19 protein-coding genes are annotated in these 17,792 nt (G+C 35.4%); 2 read left to right on the forward strand and 17 right to left on the reverse strand.

Annotation, left to right across the window (positions count from 1 at the left end; translation table 11 throughout):
* Positions 1 to 762: 762 nt before the first annotated feature.
* On the reverse strand, positions 763 to 1,317 hold the full coding sequence (locus M44_RS18205) for a hypothetical protein (protein ID WP_010175959.1): 555 nt from the start codon (positions 1,315 to 1,317) through the stop codon (positions 763 to 765).
* Between the two features lie 324 nt (positions 1,318 to 1,641).
* Here M44_RS18205 and M44_RS18210 point away from each other — a divergent pair, with 324 nt between their 5' ends.
* On the forward strand, positions 1,642 to 2,031 hold the full coding sequence (locus M44_RS18210; RefSeq protein ID WP_029326972.1) for a (deoxy)nucleoside triphosphate pyrophosphohydrolase: 390 nt from the start codon (positions 1,642 to 1,644) through the stop codon (positions 2,029 to 2,031).
* A 131-nt stretch (positions 2,032 to 2,162) separates the two neighbouring features.
* On the opposite strand, the gene M44_RS18215 is transcribed toward M44_RS18210, so the two are convergent.
* The 11 genes from M44_RS18215 to M44_RS18285 form a co-directional block, all read right to left on the reverse strand.
* Positions 2,163 to 3,104: an arsenic resistance protein gene (locus M44_RS18215; RefSeq protein ID WP_010175964.1), complete on the reverse strand. Its 942-nt coding sequence runs from the start codon at positions 3,102 to 3,104 to the stop codon at positions 2,163 to 2,165.
* A gap of 75 nt (positions 3,105 to 3,179) precedes the next feature.
* Positions 3,180 to 3,461 carry a hypothetical protein gene (locus M44_RS18220; protein ID WP_010175966.1) on the reverse strand — a complete coding sequence of 94 codons (282 nt, stop codon included), beginning with the start codon at positions 3,459 to 3,461 and terminating at the stop codon, positions 3,180 to 3,182.
* A 483-nt stretch (positions 3,462 to 3,944) separates the two neighbouring features.
* Complete coding sequence (locus M44_RS18230) at positions 3,945 to 4,892, reverse strand: ABC transporter permease subunit (RefSeq protein ID WP_010175970.1); 948 nt, start codon at positions 4,890 to 4,892, stop codon at positions 3,945 to 3,947.
* Entirely contained in the window at positions 4,892 to 5,812 is a 921-nt protein-coding gene (locus tag M44_RS18235; protein ID WP_010175972.1) for an ABC transporter ATP-binding protein, read from the reverse strand. Before M44_RS18235 ends, M44_RS18230 begins: the two co-directional genes overlap by 1 nt.
* A 5-nt stretch (positions 5,813 to 5,817) precedes the next feature.
* Complete coding sequence (locus M44_RS30145) at positions 5,818 to 6,402, reverse strand: CPBP family intramembrane glutamic endopeptidase (RefSeq protein WP_081447584.1); 585 nt, start codon at positions 6,400 to 6,402, stop codon at positions 5,818 to 5,820.
* Between the two features lie 456 nt (positions 6,403 to 6,858).
* Entirely contained in the window at positions 6,859 to 7,647 is a 789-nt protein-coding gene (locus tag M44_RS30150; protein ID WP_010175977.1) for a PH domain-containing protein, read from the reverse strand.
* A gap of 19 nt (positions 7,648 to 7,666) precedes the next feature.
* Positions 7,667 to 8,041, reverse strand: a complete 375-nt coding sequence (locus M44_RS18250) for a PH domain-containing protein (RefSeq protein WP_081447585.1) — start codon at positions 8,039 to 8,041, stop codon at positions 7,667 to 7,669.
* Positions 8,042 to 8,409: 368 nt separating this feature from the next.
* Complete coding sequence (locus M44_RS30155) at positions 8,410 to 8,760, reverse strand: PH domain-containing protein (protein ID WP_010175983.1); 351 nt, start codon at positions 8,758 to 8,760, stop codon at positions 8,410 to 8,412.
* 1,420 nt (positions 8,761 to 10,180) lie between these two features.
* Positions 10,181 to 10,999 (reverse strand): DNA glycosylase, encoded by an 819-nt coding sequence (locus M44_RS24270; protein WP_010175987.1) that lies wholly within the window; start codon positions 10,997 to 10,999, stop codon positions 10,181 to 10,183.
* A gap of 223 nt (positions 11,000 to 11,222) precedes the next feature.
* Complete coding sequence (locus tag M44_RS18280) at positions 11,223 to 11,570, reverse strand: DUF1761 domain-containing protein (protein WP_010175989.1); 348 nt, start codon at positions 11,568 to 11,570, stop codon at positions 11,223 to 11,225.
* A 154-nt stretch (positions 11,571 to 11,724) separates the two neighbouring features.
* Positions 11,725 to 12,189 (reverse strand): hypothetical protein, encoded by a 465-nt coding sequence (locus tag M44_RS18285; RefSeq protein ID WP_010175991.1) that lies wholly within the window; start codon positions 12,187 to 12,189, stop codon positions 11,725 to 11,727.
* Positions 12,190 to 12,363: 174 nt separating this feature from the next.
* On the opposite strand from M44_RS18285, the gene M44_RS18290 reads away from it, so the two are divergent.
* Complete coding sequence (locus tag M44_RS18290; protein WP_010175993.1) at positions 12,364 to 13,095, forward strand: YqcI/YcgG family protein; 732 nt, start codon at positions 12,364 to 12,366, stop codon at positions 13,093 to 13,095.
* Positions 13,096 to 13,359: 264 nt separating this feature from the next.
* Here the strand turns inward: M44_RS18290 and rlmH are convergent, their stop codons facing one another.
* From rlmH to M44_RS18315, 5 genes are all read right to left on the reverse strand, one after another.
* Positions 13,360 to 13,839: a 23S rRNA (pseudouridine(1915)-N(3))-methyltransferase RlmH gene (gene rlmH / locus M44_RS18295; protein ID WP_010175995.1), complete on the reverse strand. Its 480-nt coding sequence runs from the start codon at positions 13,837 to 13,839 to the stop codon at positions 13,360 to 13,362.
* An 83-nt stretch (positions 13,840 to 13,922) separates the two neighbouring features.
* Positions 13,923 to 14,096, reverse strand: a complete 174-nt coding sequence (locus M44_RS26535; RefSeq protein WP_010175997.1) for a CxxH/CxxC protein — start codon at positions 14,094 to 14,096, stop codon at positions 13,923 to 13,925.
* A gap of 157 nt (positions 14,097 to 14,253) precedes the next feature.
* Complete coding sequence (locus M44_RS18305; RefSeq protein ID WP_010175999.1) at positions 14,254 to 15,630, reverse strand: MATE family efflux transporter; 1,377 nt, start codon at positions 15,628 to 15,630, stop codon at positions 14,254 to 14,256.
* Positions 15,611 to 16,069 carry a MarR family winged helix-turn-helix transcriptional regulator gene (locus tag M44_RS18310; protein WP_010176001.1) on the reverse strand — a complete coding sequence of 153 codons (459 nt, stop codon included), beginning with the start codon at positions 16,067 to 16,069 and terminating at the stop codon, positions 15,611 to 15,613. The genes M44_RS18305 and M44_RS18310 overlap by 20 nt, the downstream gene beginning before the upstream one ends.
* Positions 16,070 to 16,452: 383 nt before the next feature.
* The gene (locus M44_RS18315) at positions 16,453 to 17,667 is read right to left on the reverse strand and encodes a S1C family serine protease (protein ID WP_010176003.1); all 1,215 of its coding nucleotides are present in this window, start codon (positions 17,665 to 17,667) and stop codon (positions 16,453 to 16,455) included.
* Between the last annotated feature and the right edge of the window lie 125 nt (positions 17,668 to 17,792).

Genomic DNA, 17,792 nt, shown 5'->3' on the forward strand with positions numbered 1-17,792 from the left:
TAGGAACACTATTTTTTGAACCACAGCTGATACATTGTCTATAATTAATCGCCATATATATCGCTCCTAAAATAAAAATATACGTTCGATCTTTATTATCTATCTATTAAAAGTACTATAATATTGAAGAAAATTACATAAAATATTGAAGAGCATATCGATTTAGAGAGTGAAGTGGAAAGATGGGGAAGCAAGGGGATAGTTCTTTTAGGGTTAAATCGGAAGTTTTGCGCTTAAAAAACACAACTAGTAGGAAAATCTCTAATTGTGTTTTTTTACAGATATTTGACTAAGCACTGTTCCGCAAAATGTTTGACTGCCTCAGAAGCATGAAGTTGCGGACTTCGTCCTATGGGAAATAAATCGGTCCGCTCTCTCCTATTCTAGTGTTTTTTCCTCTTTCGGGGGGAATTGGTAATACCTCTCCTAGATAATATCTTGAGATGTTGATACAGTTCCCCTCCTTACTAAAGAGGCATTTTAAGAAGGAAGAAGTTCAACAGAGTCACGGTATTCTCCTATAGAATTCTAGAGATGTATGGCGAGTCCCTCTTTACTCAAAGTAAAGTTCAAGTGTTTCATAGTATGTTTTCATTACCAGCATCTTCATCATGATAGATAACTAAGCGAATGGAACAAACTAGTATCTTCGGAGGAGCACGACAGGAAAAGGGATCGTTTGAAAAAAATAGCACAAAAAAGTATGTTTTTTCTTGCATCGTTTGGTTTGGGGATTAAACTGTTCTGCATGTATACATATATTTAGTAAAAATCACAAAAATATAATGACAAAACCTCTTTAGCAAGAGGGCTAAAGAGGTCAGTAGTGATTCTTATGCAGATTCTATTTTTTTTCATTTCAATAATTCTTTTACATACCTCATAGCACTCATCAATGTGTGAGTTTCCAAGATATTTCATCGCACCAAAGCTAATACCTGCAGAAACAGCTTGTCCGATAAACGGAACATATTTGGTGACCTGTTTAACCGCGACACGTGCACCCACTTTCTTTAGTAACAACGCAACTGTCTGTTTAGTGATATATTTTCCCACTAACTCACTTCCAATAGAAGATATTATGACGGCTATTCTCCCTTTAACTGCTGAATCTAACTGGTCAATTTGCTCAGGAGCTAAACCAAATCTTTTATTTATTGCTGGTAGAAGCTCCATCATAATCATCACGTCTGCTCCAACATCAGCACCTGGAATAGGAACTACTGCGGCTGCGGCAGAAGCAGAAGCTCTTTTATTCACCATAGATTTACATTCTTCTCTAATTCTATCTAGTTCACTTAAGTTAGTTGGTATCATTGAATTCTCCTCCGTCTATATACCTAATATAACTTCACCCTCACTAAAATTCAACAATTTTCCTTTTTTAGAAGATATTATTTAAACGGATGTTAGTGATAAAAAATATCTTTCTTAATTTGTAGTTAATGTACAAATATTTATGAACTTTTTTATCGTAGAGTTGGCATCTATCCATTTTAATTATTTTCCTTATCTCTACATCACTTAACACTCTTACTTATACTTCTTTACTTAACTACTTTGATTAAATATGCTAAACATATAGTTACAAATAGATGAAAGGGGTTTTATTATGAAAAAAACGTTCATGTCGTTGGTGCAATTATTGAAAATGAGAAGAATGAAATTTTTTGTGCATTAAGAGGTCCACAAATGACTTTAGCAAATTATTGGGAATTTCCCGGTGGTAAAATTGAAAGTGGCGAAACCCCTGAAAAAGCGTTAAAACGTGAAATTCAAGAGGAATTTACTTGTACAATACAAGTAGGGGCTAAAGTAGAGGATACCTTGTACGAATATGAAAATGTCATTGTACGACTTGAGACATATAAATCAACACTAGTAGATGGACAACCCACGGCTACGGAAAATGCTGATAAAAAATGGGTGAAACGGAATGATCTATCACTATTAAATTTCGCTCCTGCAGATATACCAGCAGTTGAGAAGATTGTAAGGGAAGAAATTGAAAAATTAGACGAAATGATGTGAGTAAAAGGTGCAACTTCAACAACAACTAATACAAAAAATTAGAAAACTCCCAAGATTCATGGGGACGGTTCTTCTAATTCAATTTGCTGAATATTCTTTAAATATCATCACTGGAACCGTCCCCATGATTCCTAAGTACGTTTATCAATTACAACTATTACATAAGATATTAAAGCCAACATAGGTAACTCAATCAAAGGACCAATAACTAACACTAAAGCAATTAATGGCTCGTGTGGGAACGCCGTCATAGCAATCGCTAATGCCACTGGTGAATTTCTAGCCAACGTAGTTAGGTTTAAACTAGCTATATTTTCCTTATTAAATTTTAACCCTTTTCCAATTAAACGTCCTATAATAAAATTGATTAAAAAGAAAACAAGAATCGGTAGAATTAATGTAACCAATAAATCTAAATTATTCAGTAATAAGCCTCCCTGTGAAGCAAACATGGCTACTATTGCCATGCATAAAAAGATTACGGGTAATGAACTTACTTTTTCTATGAAGTTATCTTTATTATTCTTTAAAAGGTAATGTCTTGTTATAAAGGCTAAAATAAAAGGTATGATTAGTACAAGGAAAATACTTTCAACTACAATTTGAAAATCAACAACACCCACTGTGCCTGAGAATAAATAAAGATATAGAGGTAATAAAAGGAGTTGTAGAATTAAGTTTAAAGGTAAAATACTTGTAGATAATGCTGTATTCCCTTTAGCAATTCCTGTATAAATAATATACCAATCAGTACAAGGAGTAACCATTAGCATAATAAATCCTAGCCATAATGCAGGGTTATCGACCAAGAAAATAGTAGCAAGAAACCAAGCCAATAATGGTGTTAGTACAAAGTTCATTCCTATACTAGTAAGTGTAAATATACGATTTGAAAATGACCTTTTAATATCCTTTAAAGGGATTTGTAAAAAAGTAAGATACAACATAATAATCAATAAAGGTAGTATAAACTTATCTGCATAATTTTCCATTCCACTGACTTGACCTATCACTAGGCCAATTAATACGGAAAATATAATAAATAGGGTATATAGTTTTTCAAATAGTCCCACGGTTTCACCATCCTTGCCTAATTTAAATGAAATATTATAAAATCCCTTCACATTACCCATGAAGGGATTTTATAACTATATATCATCTAACCAAATTGTGATGTCTGCTGAGTCAATATTTTTATACCAATTAGGTTTATCCGTTATGTCTACTAAAAAATAAGCATCTTTATTGTCAAAACACTCCACTAAATATTTTTCTAACAACTCTACATCCTTTGTTGTTTTTATCATATATAGGGCATGATAAATTTTCCGTATATCATATAATTTTGACATTCTTTCATCAATGCATCTATTCGTCCAATCCTCTTTAAAAGCACAGACATAGGAAAATACGTACACTTCACTTGCCAAAAAACACTCCTTTCTAATAATCAGAATAGCCTTTGCACTATTTTAACAGATCAGAGGTAACAATCCCAGTTAGAAAGGTTATAATTTCGGAATCAGAATCAAGGGGACGGTTTTAGCGATTCTATTTTAAGAATATTCAAACTTTAGAATCATGAGAACCGTCCCTACGATTCTAGGTCTTCTATAATAAAATTAGAAACAGAAAAACCTCATTTACTTATGGTACGGTTCACCGTATAATATGTAAAAGAAATTATTACTTACTTTAATATTTCTTATACATGTATTTTCAGATATTAAAAGATTTGGTTGAAAAGATTTCTATTGTGCTTTCGAATAAGCCCTATTCTTTTATTAGGCTTTAAGTTCATTATTTTTTTAAAAATTCTGTTATGAATGAGTGATTTATTAATATTAAAAAGACCAAACCCAAATATTATATGGAGTCTGGCTTTTGTCATAATATCTGATCTTTTTATCCTCTTAAACAAGCAGATCTTTCTTTGTGAAGATAGAAAATGATAATCCAAGAGCAACAATTAATGTTACCAACATTACTACTGAAGATATAGTGAGGGATGTATTCTGAAGATCGAATTGCCCTGTAAGATGAGCACCAAGATCTAGATTGAGCATAAAAAAGTACTTAAGCTGATCAATTTTGTTCTGAAGACTAGCGAGAATTCCTCCAAAAACTACAATACATATAGACAGACTTATTGATATTGCGATTGACTGAAATAAAACTGATACCAGAAGGAACACACTAGTTAATGTTACAATCATTAGTGTATTCAGGAGTAAGCCCTGGATCATATATTTCCAAACTTGAATGCCACTAAAATCTTCTTGTCCTACAACAACTAAGTCATTCCAATTTCCTAATCCACTAAAAGGAATTGCTGTTAGATATGTTAAAAAATCAGAGAGCAGCATAACCCCAATAGAGATTAATGTCGCTGCAATCCATTTGGAAAATAAAAGTCTTTTTCTCCCCATTGGGCTTACAAGCAACGATTTTAATGTTCCGTTTGATGCTTCCCCAGATAAAATATCAGCTGTAATGATAACGATTAGTATAGGAAGAATAATTTTTATAAACATTCCTGTTACACCAGAAATAGCTGCTCCTACTGCTCCATCAACTTCAGGATTAATATTATGTGTTAAGTGATATTCTAACTTTTCTCTTTGATTGACCATATCTTTATATTCTTTGGATTTCTTGTCTAATTGAGTGTCTAAGTAACGATTTATTTCCGTCACTTGTGATTCAATTGGTGTTTTCCAATCTTCAATTTTCTCATTTTTATCAACGTAATTTATCACCATCATTAAAACTGCAAAAACAAGAACAATTCCAATAACTACATGTATACGTCTTTTATAATACAGTTTTTCTAATTCGTTTTTAATCGCTCCACTTACCATTAAATGACCTCCCGGGTTACAGAAAGAAAATAATCTTCTAAAGAATTTTCTTTTTGATTTAGTATATATACATAAATATCTTTTTTATATAACAGGTTCACCAAGTGTGGAATCTCCTCTTTCAAACATTGAACCAATAGTTTGTCATTTTCTTTATGTACTTTAATACCTTGTTCTTGAAGGACATGAATAGCTTCATCAATATCAACCGAGTCAACAATAATAGTAAATTCTGAAGAGCTTTCTTTCACCAATTCTTGAACAGATCCTGATGCAATTTGTTTACCTTTGTTAATAATCAAGACGTGATCACATAAATTTTCAATTTCTACTAACAAGTGAGAGGAAATGAAAATTGTAATTTTATGCTCTTTAGATAATTTCTTAATAAGAGAGCGTATATCTTTAATTCCTGAAGGATCCATTCCATTTGTAGGTTCATCTAATATTAATAATTTTGGAGAAGAAATCAGTGACTGCGCAATAGCTAATCTTTGTTTCATTCCTAATGAATAATCTTTCACTTTATCATGAATTCGATCTGTTAATTCCACAGTTTTTATACACTCTTTTATATGATCTATATTTACTTTTTTATCTAACATCCGTATAGTCTGAATCAAATTTTGCCATCCAGACATATAATCGAATAATGCTGGATGCTCTACAATTGCACTAAGATTTTGCATCGCTTTATGAAAATCTTCTTGAATATCACAACCCATAATTTTAATAGATCCTGATGTTGGTTTAATCATTCCTGTCATCATCCGAATGGTAGTAGTTTTACCTGATCCGTTAGGACCCAGGAACCCATAGATTTGCCCCTTTTGAACCGTAAACGAAAGGTCATGAATAATTTGTTTTCCCTTTAAACTTTTATTTAGATTTTTCACAATTAATACTTCTTCACCTAACATTCTGTTCACTCCCCGATAAAAAATCTAGTAAATATCACAATAATAAATAGTGATAATAAATAAGTAAAAATATTTATCCTTACACATAAACTATAGTTGGAACTGAATATAATCAACTGATAGATCCGGCATAGAACGATTGGGTTTTTTTTTCTATTTCCTTTAAACTTTCTAAGTGACATTATGTAAAAATAAGTAAAAACACAAATGCTCCATATCAGAGAAAAAAATGGATTTATGTTATTTACTTCAAAAAGAGATGGAATATCCCCATTTACAGAACCTGCATCAGTTATAAACCATGATAAAAACATATTATTGGCGGCATGCATTCCTACTGATAATTCTGATTGGCCCATCTTAATCGCAATGAGAGTTAGCATAAATCCCGAAAATACATAGTTAAGCCCTACCCAAACAACTGACCGATCCATTTCTGGATTTGAAAAGTGCAAAACACCGAAGATGATCGCCATGAGAATTGATAAAAAAATAGGATTGGATATTTTTTTTGCGAAAAATTGTAAAAGAAATCCTCTAAAAAGCAGCTCCTCAACAGTTGTCTGAACAGGAACAAATATTAATACAATAAAGAAATAACAATAGAAAGTCGGATACTCTGATTAAATTCATAGAATAATGGTGTGGGAAAATAATAAAATCTACAAATTTAAATCCTGCGAATAATACAAAATACCAACTAAATCCCCACCATATTTGTCTCCAATTAATGCTTGAATTAGATGTCACTAAAGAAATAATTGATCTTTTGTGAATTAACCTTATAGACAACCAAATTCCTATTAACATCCCAATATAAATGATATGTGAGAACAGAAAATCCATTGTAGGATCCAAACCTATAAACTCACCAGTTATTTCATCTAAATAGGAAGATTCATTGCCAAAAAATAAGTTTAATAAGACATAAAGGATACTTCCAATTGAGGTAAAGAAAACAATAATAAATATAGATAAAAGATATCTCTTCCAACTGTTCTTCGCATAAGATTTATACAAATAATGATCCAAATTATAACCTCCTTTTATTCTCTATATTTATTGTTTTTATTTCTATACCATTGATGGATCTCTGGTCCATGAAAATCTGAGAAATCTTTTAAACCATATCGCTTCTTAGAAACATTAGATAATATAGTTAATTTCAAGTTCTTCAAATTTTTCTTACGCTGAAAAAAGGATTGATAGAAATGAATAGATTCAATATGCTTTCTTTTAATAATCATAGTATTCTTATTTATAAGTCTACGTTTTAGTAAGAAATTACTTTCTGAAAATCCATAAGAAGTTTCTTTATACTGTAAGTTTCCCAAATATGAACACACAATAAGAATAGGGACATATATGATTATAGGTATATTCAGTATTGTCATAAGACAAGTTACAAGAACAAGCCCTACTAGTAGTGCACGAAAAATATATCGAATTCTAGAATTATTTGGTAAATTGTATGTTGGTATTAATGCTGGGTAAGGTAATGAAAAGGACTTTAACAACCCTTCGATATCTTTTAATCGTAAAAATGGATGAAATATAGTAGATACACTTCGATTATCCGTTTCACCGCTACTGCATTCTATATAAATACAAGCATACCCAAACATTTGTCTAAATATATTTTCTTCAATTCTAATTGCCTTAATATCATTTATAGAAACTATCATTTCCTTTTTTTCGAAAAATCCTTTTCTAATATAAACGCTCCCCTTGTCCGCATGAAGTTCAAATGATCCAAATTTTATGATTGTCCTGATAATTGAAAGAATCCATGCCAGAAATAGAATTAAGACCAACCAAAAAATAATGAGAAGCATATTGGCATTTTGTAATTCGTTAAAAGTTGGAATACCAATCTTTTGGTTTTAATTGTAAATCAAAATTATAATAAACAACTACTATTGCAACAAATGTTGGTAATAAATTATTCGAGGTTAATGCAGATATTAATAAGCTACTTTTCGATAATCTTAAAATGTTTGATAAATGAATTTCTTCCTGATCTGCTACTAAATATTTTATGAATATAGAATCTTTTATGTTTAAAGCTTCTTTTTTAGATATAGCAATTAATTTAATTTCAGGGTTATTATCTTCGACTCCTTCTATTTTCATTCTAAGTTGCACTAATCCAAACAACCTTGGAATTAAAGCTCGATATATATCAATACTCTTTACTTTTTCTCTTGAGATATAAGTTTCCTTCTTTATAAAAAACCATTTTTTATATGTATTTTGTCTTTATCAACTTTGTACTTAAATGTAACCCACCTGTATAGACCATATAAAATAGCAACAGTCAAAGATATTACTACTATTAATTCTTTATATCCTGATGATATCCATACTTGTTCAGTACTATTGCCAATGAAATATGCAATTATTGCAGGGAACATAATTCTTTTAATTACCTTAAAGAATTCAGACAAAATTGAAACGACATGTAGACGCTTATAATTATTCATCTTCATCAGAAACCTTTACTAGTTTCCCTATATGGTTTCGAATATTTTGAGCCTTAGTATACGGAAGTGCCGGAATCGTTTCTTCACTTGCAGCTGTATATATAGTTACATTAGCTAAGTTATTTTTTTTAATAAAGGACCTTGTGAAATATACACTTTCTGTATTTTTACAATGGGCACTAATGTTCGTTTAATTATGAATATGCCATCTTGTATATCAATCTCATCACCCTTAATTTCATAAAAAAAGTGCTCCCACCTTATTTTAGGAAATAACATAAGACGTAAAGGAGAATATAGGACAAAGATAACTAGAAGTATGCCGCAAACCCAAAGTGGCCAACTCCAGATCAGACTAGAAATAAATAAAACAATTAAGATCAATCCGAATATAACTAACTCTATAACTCCATAAATTCTCCATATATTAATAACCGATTTCGGTAAATGGCTTTTCTCCTCCATACTAGTATCTAATCCTCCCAATCTATAATATATGTTACAAAACTCCTTACATTATAACTTAAATATTCCATTAAATAACATAATATACTATTTTTAAGAAATTTGAACTAAGAAATAAATGTAAAATAAAATATAAAATAGTATTATTTTACCGTTTTTTATTAATTTTTTGTAAATTTACAAGACATTTAGTTCATTCAGTGTTAAGTTTTAATAGATTCAATTAGGGTTTATTTTCCATATAAGGGCAATTTTGTACTAGTATTTATTTGGGCAATGATTAATATTTTTATCCTAGTGAATTAATCCCCAATGAAGGAGGTGAATAACTAGTGTTTAAGTGGAAACAAGTTTGGAAGTGGGTTTGGCGCATTATTAAATGGGTTTTAGAGTTAGTTTCTATTTGGTTTGGTTAAGAGTTCTGTCATTTATTTATTTATTTATTTAACTTTTTGTTTATAATATGAAATTTCGAAAAAGGAGGTTGTCCTTATGTTTAAGTGGAAACAAGTTTGGAAGTGGGTTTGGCGCATTATTAAATGGGTTTAGAGTTAGTTTCTATTTGGTTTAGCTAAAATATTTAGAAATCTATAATTTAGAAATCTATAATTTATTATTCCATCATAGTTTAGTACATAACTAGAGTGGTAACGTATCATCCGATACGTTACCACTCTTCTATCGTGCTTCAAATCGAATTCACAACTTAACGTTTTATTAGATTAATTACTCTTTGATGAACACTAAATAATAATGGATGCTGATTAATATATATCATGCTCAGAAATAGGGAATCTATAATATTCAGAAAAATAATTCTTTTAGAAAGAGGGTTCTCTCTAATGTACTTTTCCAATAAAACACTCATGAGCATTCACTCTCATTCTAAAACACTTGGACAGTTCTAACAGGGTCAATCGGAAATATTGAACGCAAAAAGGCACAACTAGTGGATTAATACTATTTGTACTTTAGTTTTAAACTTTATCTAGTGTATAAATACATTCATCATCTTCCTCTTTACCTTACAAACCCTTTCTCCTCTATAAACCTAATCGAAGGAATATTTTTCGGATCAACGCCTGCCTTAATCTTAAAACCTCCTTGTTGTTTATCCATATGATCATCCCATTTACAATCTTAAAAGAATATCCCTGTCTCTTATAGGCAAGATTAATTGTATAGCCAATTCAGCAATGAAGTTCTTCCTTCAACATATAAACATAACCAATTAATCGTTGATTGAATTTTCTTACGATGGCAAATTGTGTCCTTCTTCCAATACTGTCTTAGTTAATAGATTTTCTTCATACTTTTCTCGCGTAAAACCTTTAAAGCTTTGATACTTCATTTTGGTTCATATTTCTATCCATCTCATTTCTTTTTTATCCTGTTCTAATTGGTACTTCGATAACTCCAATTAGATGGTTTTCTTATACAGTGATCTCCATAAATAAAAAGTCGCATATGCTTGCCAACCTTCCCAGTTCTTTGACCTCTCCATTATTTCATCTATTGTTGGTTTTCGCTCCATCCCTAACTGGTTCTTTAATGCTTGATGAAGACCAACATCCGCTATTGGGAAGGCATCTGGAAACTGCAAGCATTTCATCATCACATAATCCGCTGTCCATGCTCCTACCCCTCTAATACTCATTAATGATTTTTTAACCTGTTGATAATCTTGTTTTTGAAGCAAGCTTTCTTTTGACAATTCCCCACGAGCCATGAGCTTTGCCACACCAATAATATACTCTGCCTTCCTGCTAGTAAGTTGAAGTTTTCGTAAATCATCCACATGTAAGTGCGCAATTTTTGTAAAGTCAGGAAACAACCAGTACGTTTCCCCCTCAATCGTGAGATTTTCTCCAAATTGTTCCACGAACCGCTTCTTTAACGTATAGGCAAAGGTTAAATTGATTTGTTGTCCCATAATTGCCCATGTTAACGCTTCAAATAGATCTGGAATGCAAATCATCCTCAAACCATAATATTTAGCAACGACTTCTTTTAAAATATCGTCGTTACTAGCTACTTCATAAAAATCTCCCAACTCTCGATCACAATCAAACAATTCCCAAATATACGATTTTACTGCTTCAAGAATGATCTCAGGTGGGTTACTCATAGACAATGCAACCTCAATAGAATGTATTGTTTTACTTCCTATTCTTAGTAAAATCAAGTCTCCGTCCACTTTTATTAGTTTGAATAGATACCCATCCTTTATTTGGTGCATGACTTCCTGCTCTGATCAGAACACTAAACACTCATCAAAATTAAATTCTGGAGGTAGATAGAGTTCTATAGTTGTGCCATTTTCGATCCAGTTCATATTGGTCATTCCTTTTAAAAGAGATAGTTAATAAATTTTAAGGACCCAGATCATTTTCTGAGTCCTTTGAGGCTTCTTCGAATATCATTACAATGAAGAAAATATGATTCAAACGATTACAGTCTCATTAAGCAAAAAAACCATGAACTGCACCAAGAATAGTAAAAATCACAAAATGGTCGCCGATCGCCATATAGCAGACCCTTTTCTCTATTAACCCGAACATCATGTTTTTCACATACACGATGCTGATGAGAAACCCGATTGCCATGCCAATGAGTGCCCCATTTAACATACTATCCACTCCAGTTGCTTGTACGATTGTTCCTACTAGAAAAGAACTAGCAAACGCAATAAGAACAGAGACAACATACGCAATTGGGGGGTTCTTTTTATTTTTTAGTAAGATAGAATAATAAATTCCTCCGTAAACCATATAAAGGATTGCTCCCACTATAAACGCTGTTAAAAACATTTTATTTCCTCCAAAATTCTTTTTGATTTTCTACTCTTATTTTACACTACAAAAGTCATATTTTTTCATTCAAATAAATAAAAGCACTGCAACAATGCAGCGCTTATCCTATATTTCCTTTTGATACAACTGAAGTTGGAAAAATCCTATCTCGTTAAATTCGAGAAAACCCTTCAGTCTCAAGATAGTTTGTCGCTTCCTTATACGTATTAAACGTACCATCCAGCCCACCATCTTCTGAATAAACATTCCAAAGATCGTCTTCTTCTAGAATCGTAAGGGTGATCGTATTATCATTTATCCATACTTCTTCCGTTATCTCTTCTAAAATCTCACTATCTTTAGCAGTAAGTGACAGAATAGAATGTTTTATAATCTCACGTAATTCTTCCTCAGTGAACTCACGAATATTGACCATGCCTTTATCGTTTGTTTCATATCCCGTCATTTTCCCAGCATACACAAAACCATTTCCATTAGGATGTAAGTGGTACACAACGTTTTTATGGTCATATGAGCTATCATTATAGTGAAAATTCACTCGTTTTAATGAGACATCTTTTCTTTCAAGTTCAGGGAACGTTTCAATGATTTCTAGTTTCTTTTCAAAAGTTAACATATAATCTCCAATACCATTTTTTCTTTAGTATATCATTGTTGAATAGGTAAAATGCTCATCACCTTCTATAATTTACTTTTTGTAAGTCCTTTTCTTTTAATGGGATTTCCATTTGTTTGAAGTCACACACCTTTGGGTAACTAGTGAGAAAAGCCAATAAAAAGGAGAACGATCATGAAGGTAACAAACAAAACATTGTTAACGAAGGAAGATATGATTAACCAAGCTGTTGTTCCTGATTGGGTAATTCGTGAGTATACCACCTTTCATCAAATCGTAACGGATAAAACTTTCCCCTGCTATTTTGGAATGAAGGCGGAGATGAAGGGTGAACTTCGTTACGCGTATATCACACAAGATGATTGGTCGAACCTACCTAAGGCTGTTGAGGAATTTTTAACTCTATTTAAAGAACCTACATACATTCGTCATGGTCTTTTCGTCTTTGTAGAACCTGAAGAAGAAAAGGATAACCTTGAACATTACCGTAAACGATTTTGGGACATCCTCCAAAACTTACACGAGAACGATAAACAAAAATGGCCAGAAGACAAACCTAAAGATCCAGACCACTACTTATGGGACTTCCATTTTGGCGGAGAACCCATCTTTGTGTTCGGAAATGCGCCTGCATACAAACAACGAAAAACACGTGATCTAGGAAACAGCCTTATCCTTGGTTTCCAACCACGAAAAATCTTTGAAGGACTTGAAGGTACCCAAAAAGGTGGCATCATGTCACGTGAAAAAGTAAGAGAACGAGTAGAAAAATGGGATAACCTCCCTACCCATCCCGATATCTCTCACTTCGGAGATCCTACCCACAATGAATGGAAGCAATTTTTCATTGGAGATGATATCGAACCGATACTGGGTAAGTGTCCGTTTCTGCATAAAGCTCTTTAATAGTAAGGGAAAACCTCGCACGGGTGTGATGTGCGAGGTTTATTTGGAGTGTTATTGTTTATTTCGAGTCGAGTAATAGAGTTAAATCCTTTATGCTATCACTCTAGGAAGTAGTATATCTTCTTTCATACTAGGTAAAGAATATCATTTTACTCCGACACTAATTGTTCATTACCAGCCTCTGGATCTGAGCCGAGTAGCGGTTTTGTTTCGTCTAATAACGAAACTAAAAAGCATTTCTCTGCCCTATTTATATATTATTTGTTACTTATGGTACGGTTCTCCCCGATTAATCCGAAACGCCCGATACACCTGCTCTACCAACACCAATCTCATCAACTGATGCGGAAACGTCATCTTCGAAAATGACAGCTTCTCATTTGCTCTCTTCATGACATCGTCTGAAAGTCCAAGGGATCCCCCAATGACAAACGCCACTTTGCTTTTTCCGTACGTGGCTAACCGGTCAAGGTTGGCTGCAAGCTCTTCTGATGTTTGCATGTTCCCTTCGATCGCCAGGGCAATGACGTGAACGTCCTGTCCAATTTTGTTGAGGATTCGTTCGCCTTCCTTGTTTTTCACAATGAGCATATCCGTTTCTGATAGCTGCTCTGGTGCTTTTTCGTCAGGGACTTCGATGATGTCGACTTTGGCGTAGGCGGAAAGTCGTTTGAGGTATTCGTCGATTCCTTGTTTTAGGTATTTTTCTTTTAGTTTGCCAACCGTTATAATTGAAATATTCACAGCTCGTCCTCACTTTACAAACAAGTTATACACAGAAGTTATCCACATATCAACAGTTGCTATCCACATTTAGTGGCAGAATATTAGTTCGCCACAATATATGTTGCGTTTTTTGGACAATATTCACAGGTTGTGGACAAATTCTGTGAGTTATCCACTTTATTTAAAGACGGCGGTTGAGCGACGTCCTTTTCTTCTTGCTCGTCTACCGCTACGTCTAATGCTAGTTCTACGTGCTCGTCACAGCAATATATCATCGTTGGGGCCTCCTCCATTGTCTTTTACTGTAGTTTTCCATTGATCCTTTTGTTTATCCACAAGCTATTTTACCACGAGACTCATCCGAACCGGGAATGGTTTCCCTTTTACACGCAAAAAAATAAGCAGAGTGCTAAGCTCTGCTTACATTCATTCTTATGAAACGGCTGGATTTCTCACAGCACTCCTTGAAGTGAAGATTTTCTTTCGGTCTCGTAAGAATATGGCTAAGGACAGGATGAATGCCAGAGTATCTGAGACTGGAAAGGCCATCCAGACACCTTGTAATCCAAATATGGTTGGGAGGATGAGTACCATGGGAATCAAGAATAACAATTGTCTTGCCATGGACAGGACAAAGGATATTTTGGCTTTCCCAAGTGCTTGGTAGAGTCCTCCTGATATCATTTGGAATCCGACTAGTGGTGTCACAAGGAAGATAATCCCTAGCGCATTCACCCCAATTCGGATGACTTCACTGTCTTCTGTAAAGATGCCCATAAAGAATCCTGGGAAGGCTTGGATGACCATCCAGATGGTTAGGGCAATAAGCGTTGCCGTTGTGATGGACAGGGTGACTGTTTTCCGAACACGTTCCATCAGGTTCGCACCGTAGTTGTACCCAACGATGGGCTGCATGCCTTGGACGATCCCGAACATGGGCATCACGGTGAACATTAAGAGTCGAATAATGATACCAAAGACAGCCACTTCTAGTTCTCCTCCGTACTGGACGAGGGCTAGGTTGACGACGATGACCATGGAGCTCGATGACACTTGTCTGACGAAGGTTCCAGAACCGATGGCTGCAATCTCTTTTACGACTCGAAGCTCTGGGATGAGGCCAATCCAGGTGAACTGGAGAGTACTTTTCCCGCTTCTGAAATACATAAAAATCCACACGGCGGCACTGGCTTGGGAGATGACCGTTGCGAGTGCGGCTCCCTGCATCCCCATATCGAATCCAAAGATGAACACGGGGTCGAGGGCGATGTTGAGTAAGCTCGCCACCAGCATCGTTTTCATCGCCATGGTGGCATTTCCTTCTGCTCTGACAACGTTGTTGTTACTCATCGCAAACGTGTGGAAGATGGTTCCGAACAGGATAATGCTTAAATAGTCCGATGCATACGGCATTATGGCATCTGTGGCACCGAACATTCGTAGAATCGGCTCTAGGAATAAGAGCGCGAGTACGAGCATGATTAAGCTAAAGAAGGTGACTAGCCAGGTGACGTGACCAAAGACGTTGTTGGCTTCCTCCTCGCGTTTTTCCCCAAGACGTCTCGAGATGATGGTACTTCCTCCGATTCCGATCGCGGCTGCGAAGGCACCGAGAATCATTTGAATGGGGAAGACGATGGATAGGCCAGCGACACCGAGTGTTCCGACCCCTCTTGCGATAAAGATCGTATCGACGACATTGTATAAAGCCATGACGAACATGCCGACAAAGGCAGGGACAGAAAGATTGGTCATAAGACGAGGGATACTGTCGGTTCCAAGGCGTTCGCTATGCTTGGTCTGTTTCATGGTGTTGACGTTCCTCCCCTTTTATATGATGAGTGGCATTGCTGCTCATTTTATCTAAAAGCTTCACCAAAAGAAGCTTTTCTTCTTCACTTAAGCCTGACGTTAACACTTCGTTCCAAAGTGTCATTTTTTCAATGATGACGGGTTTCAATTCGTGGGCTTTATCCGTTAAGTAGACAAGGTTTTGTCTGCGATCCTTCCTACACTGATGTCGGCTGACAAAGCCTAGCTGCTCTAGCTTGCCGATGGCCCGGGCGGTGGTCGCTTTGTCGATGCACACCTGCTGGGATAAGGATTCTTGGGTAACGCCGTCTTGCTTATATAGATGAAACAGGTACAGGAGCTGGCCGCTGCCCAGTCCCCATGCCTGAAAGCTTCGTTCTTTGTAGATATTTCCGTACCGGTGTAGGGTCGAAATCCATTTTGAAATAGGTTCCATGATTGCACTTCCTCATTAGTTGTTATCGCAACTATTTTTTTCTACATCTACCCTACCACGGATATGGTTGCGTATGCAACTAATCGTATCTGGTTGTTACTGGAAGTTACTCTGCGTCTCTCTATCCTATTTTACGTTCCCCTAAGAGAAAAAATAAAACGCTCCTTTGAGGGGGAAAGGAGCGTTTCGGAGTTATCCACATGTGAATAACTGATACTAGTATTTAACATGAGACGATGTTTATACTTTCCTGATGATTTGTTTTGTAGGGATTCGAGATTTATCCTGCAGTACTTGTGAGATCCTACTTGAGCGTACCTTCAGAAGGCTCATCCAACGATTATGAGTCATGGCATATCGTTCTCTGTGTGTTCCTGGGTTCATTACAGCATGCCTTCATCTGTTAACGTAATTGTTACCTTCTCCTGCTGGCCGTTGCGATAGATGGTTAACTCTAAGCCATCTCCAACCGTCTTCTTTGTATACAAGAACTGGCGAAGCTGAATAATGTCGTCAATCTTCTCGCCGTCCATTTCTACAATCACATCAAGCTCTTCTAATCCACCAATGGCTGCCGGTGAATTTGGTACCACTTCATTAATGACAACACCCGTTTTCACTTCTTCTGGTAGCTTTAATGTTTCTTGTTGGTGGTAGGAGGATACTTCGCTTACGTTTAATAGATTCACACCCATCGTTGGACGTTTTACTTCCCCGTGGGTTTCTAGGTCATCAATAATTGGAATGGCTGAGTTGATCGGAATCGCCAGTCCAATTCCTTCTACTTCCGATTGAGCGATTTTCATGGAGTTGATGCCAATAAGCTGACCTGAAATGTTCACCAGGGCTCCACCGCTGTTTCCTGGGTTGATGGCTGCATCGGTTTGAAGAACATCTGCGTTCCAGTCGGCCATCCCGTCGCTGTCAATATCCACTGGAATCGTACGTTCAATTCCTGAAACAATACCTTGTGTGACAGATCCAGAGAATTGAAGACCCAGTGGGTTCCCGATGGCAATAACGGGCTCACCTTGCTTCAGAGCAGAAGAGTCTCCAAATTCCGCTACATCTTCAATGCCTTCGCTATCAATACTAATGACCGCTAAGTCTGTCCAAACGTCTCCGCCTAGAATTTCTGCTGGCTTCTTTGTTCCATCTGCTAGTGTTACTTCAAGCTCGTCGGCTCCTTGGACCACGTGATAGTTGGTGACCACAAAGGCTGTACCGTTTTCAATTTTATAAATAACGCCTGAGCCTGTTCCGGCTTCCATGGCTTCTGCTGTCCAGAAGCTAGAGGACTGGATGTTCGAGATTCCAACGACCGTGTCTCCTGCCTTTTCAACGGCATCCGTGACGGTGGTGGTCACATCTAAGGAGACATTTTCTGCGTTACCGGTCACATTTTGTTCTGCCTCTGATTCATTTTGAGCCGAATCTGGTGGAAGGACGTTGTAATCTAATAGAGCTGGTACGGCGACAATCACTAATAGAGCACCTAATATAATTCCTACAAAGCTTGCTAGAAAGTAGCCACCTACTCCGCGCTTCTTCACCGCTTTCTCCTCGCGGCTTTGTACATGTTCATCGTAATATCCCATGACAACCATCCTTTCTATATGTTCACTAAGTTTATTTTCTCTTTATACTAAAATTATAATCGGAAATTATGACAAGATTATGAAGGAATGTGGACTAAATTCGAAATCATGCGTTATTTTTACTA

The organism is Bacillus coahuilensis m4-4 (genome assembly GCF_000171615.1).
GTDB lineage: Bacteria > Bacillota > Bacilli > Bacillales > Bacillaceae_K > Bacillus_T > Bacillus_T coahuilensis.

What these genes read in the sequence shown, in the direction of transcription:
- M44_RS18285 (WP_010175991.1), bottom strand. Translation starts at nt 12,189, where the DNA reads ATGTTAACTTTTGAAAAGAAACTAGAAATCATTGAAACGTTCCCTGAA.
- M44_RS18305 (WP_010175999.1), bottom strand. Translation starts at nt 15,630, where the DNA reads ATGAAACAGACCAAGCATAGCGAACGCCTTGGAACCGACAGTATCCCT.
- M44_RS24270 (WP_010175987.1), bottom strand. Translation starts at nt 10,999, where the DNA reads ATGCACCAAATAAAGGATGGGTATCTATTCAAACTAATAAAAGTGGAC.
- M44_RS18205 (WP_010175959.1), bottom strand. Translation starts at nt 1,317, where the DNA reads ATGATACCAACTAACTTAAGTGAACTAGATAGAATTAGAGAAGAATGT.
- M44_RS18290 (WP_010175993.1), top strand. Translation starts at nt 12,364, where the DNA reads ATGAAGGTAACAAACAAAACATTGTTAACGAAGGAAGATATGATTAAC.
- M44_RS18235 (WP_010175972.1), bottom strand. Translation starts at nt 5,812, where the DNA reads ATGTTAGGTGAAGAAGTATTAATTGTGAAAAATCTAAATAAAAGTTTA.
- M44_RS30155 (WP_010175983.1), bottom strand. Translation starts at nt 8,760, where the DNA reads ATGGAGGAGAAAAGCCATTTACCGAAATCGGTTATTAATATATGGAGA.
- M44_RS18310 (WP_010176001.1), bottom strand. Translation starts at nt 16,069, where the DNA reads ATGGAACCTATTTCAAAATGGATTTCGACCCTACACCGGTACGGAAAT.
- M44_RS26535 (WP_010175997.1), bottom strand. Translation starts at nt 14,096, where the DNA reads ATGATATATTGCTGTGACGAGCACGTAGAACTAGCATTAGACGTAGCG.
- M44_RS18230 (WP_010175970.1), bottom strand. Translation starts at nt 4,892, where the DNA reads ATGGTAAGTGGAGCGATTAAAAACGAATTAGAAAAACTGTATTATAAA.
- M44_RS18280 (WP_010175989.1), bottom strand. Translation starts at nt 11,570, where the DNA reads ATGTTTTTAACAGCGTTTATAGTGGGAGCAATCCTTTATATGGTTTAC.
- M44_RS30150 (WP_010175977.1), bottom strand. Translation starts at nt 7,647, where the DNA reads ATGCTTCTCATTATTTTTTGGTTGGTCTTAATTCTATTTCTGGCATGG.
- M44_RS18315 (WP_010176003.1), bottom strand. Translation starts at nt 17,667, where the DNA reads ATGGGATATTACGATGAACATGTACAAAGCCGCGAGGAGAAAGCGGTG.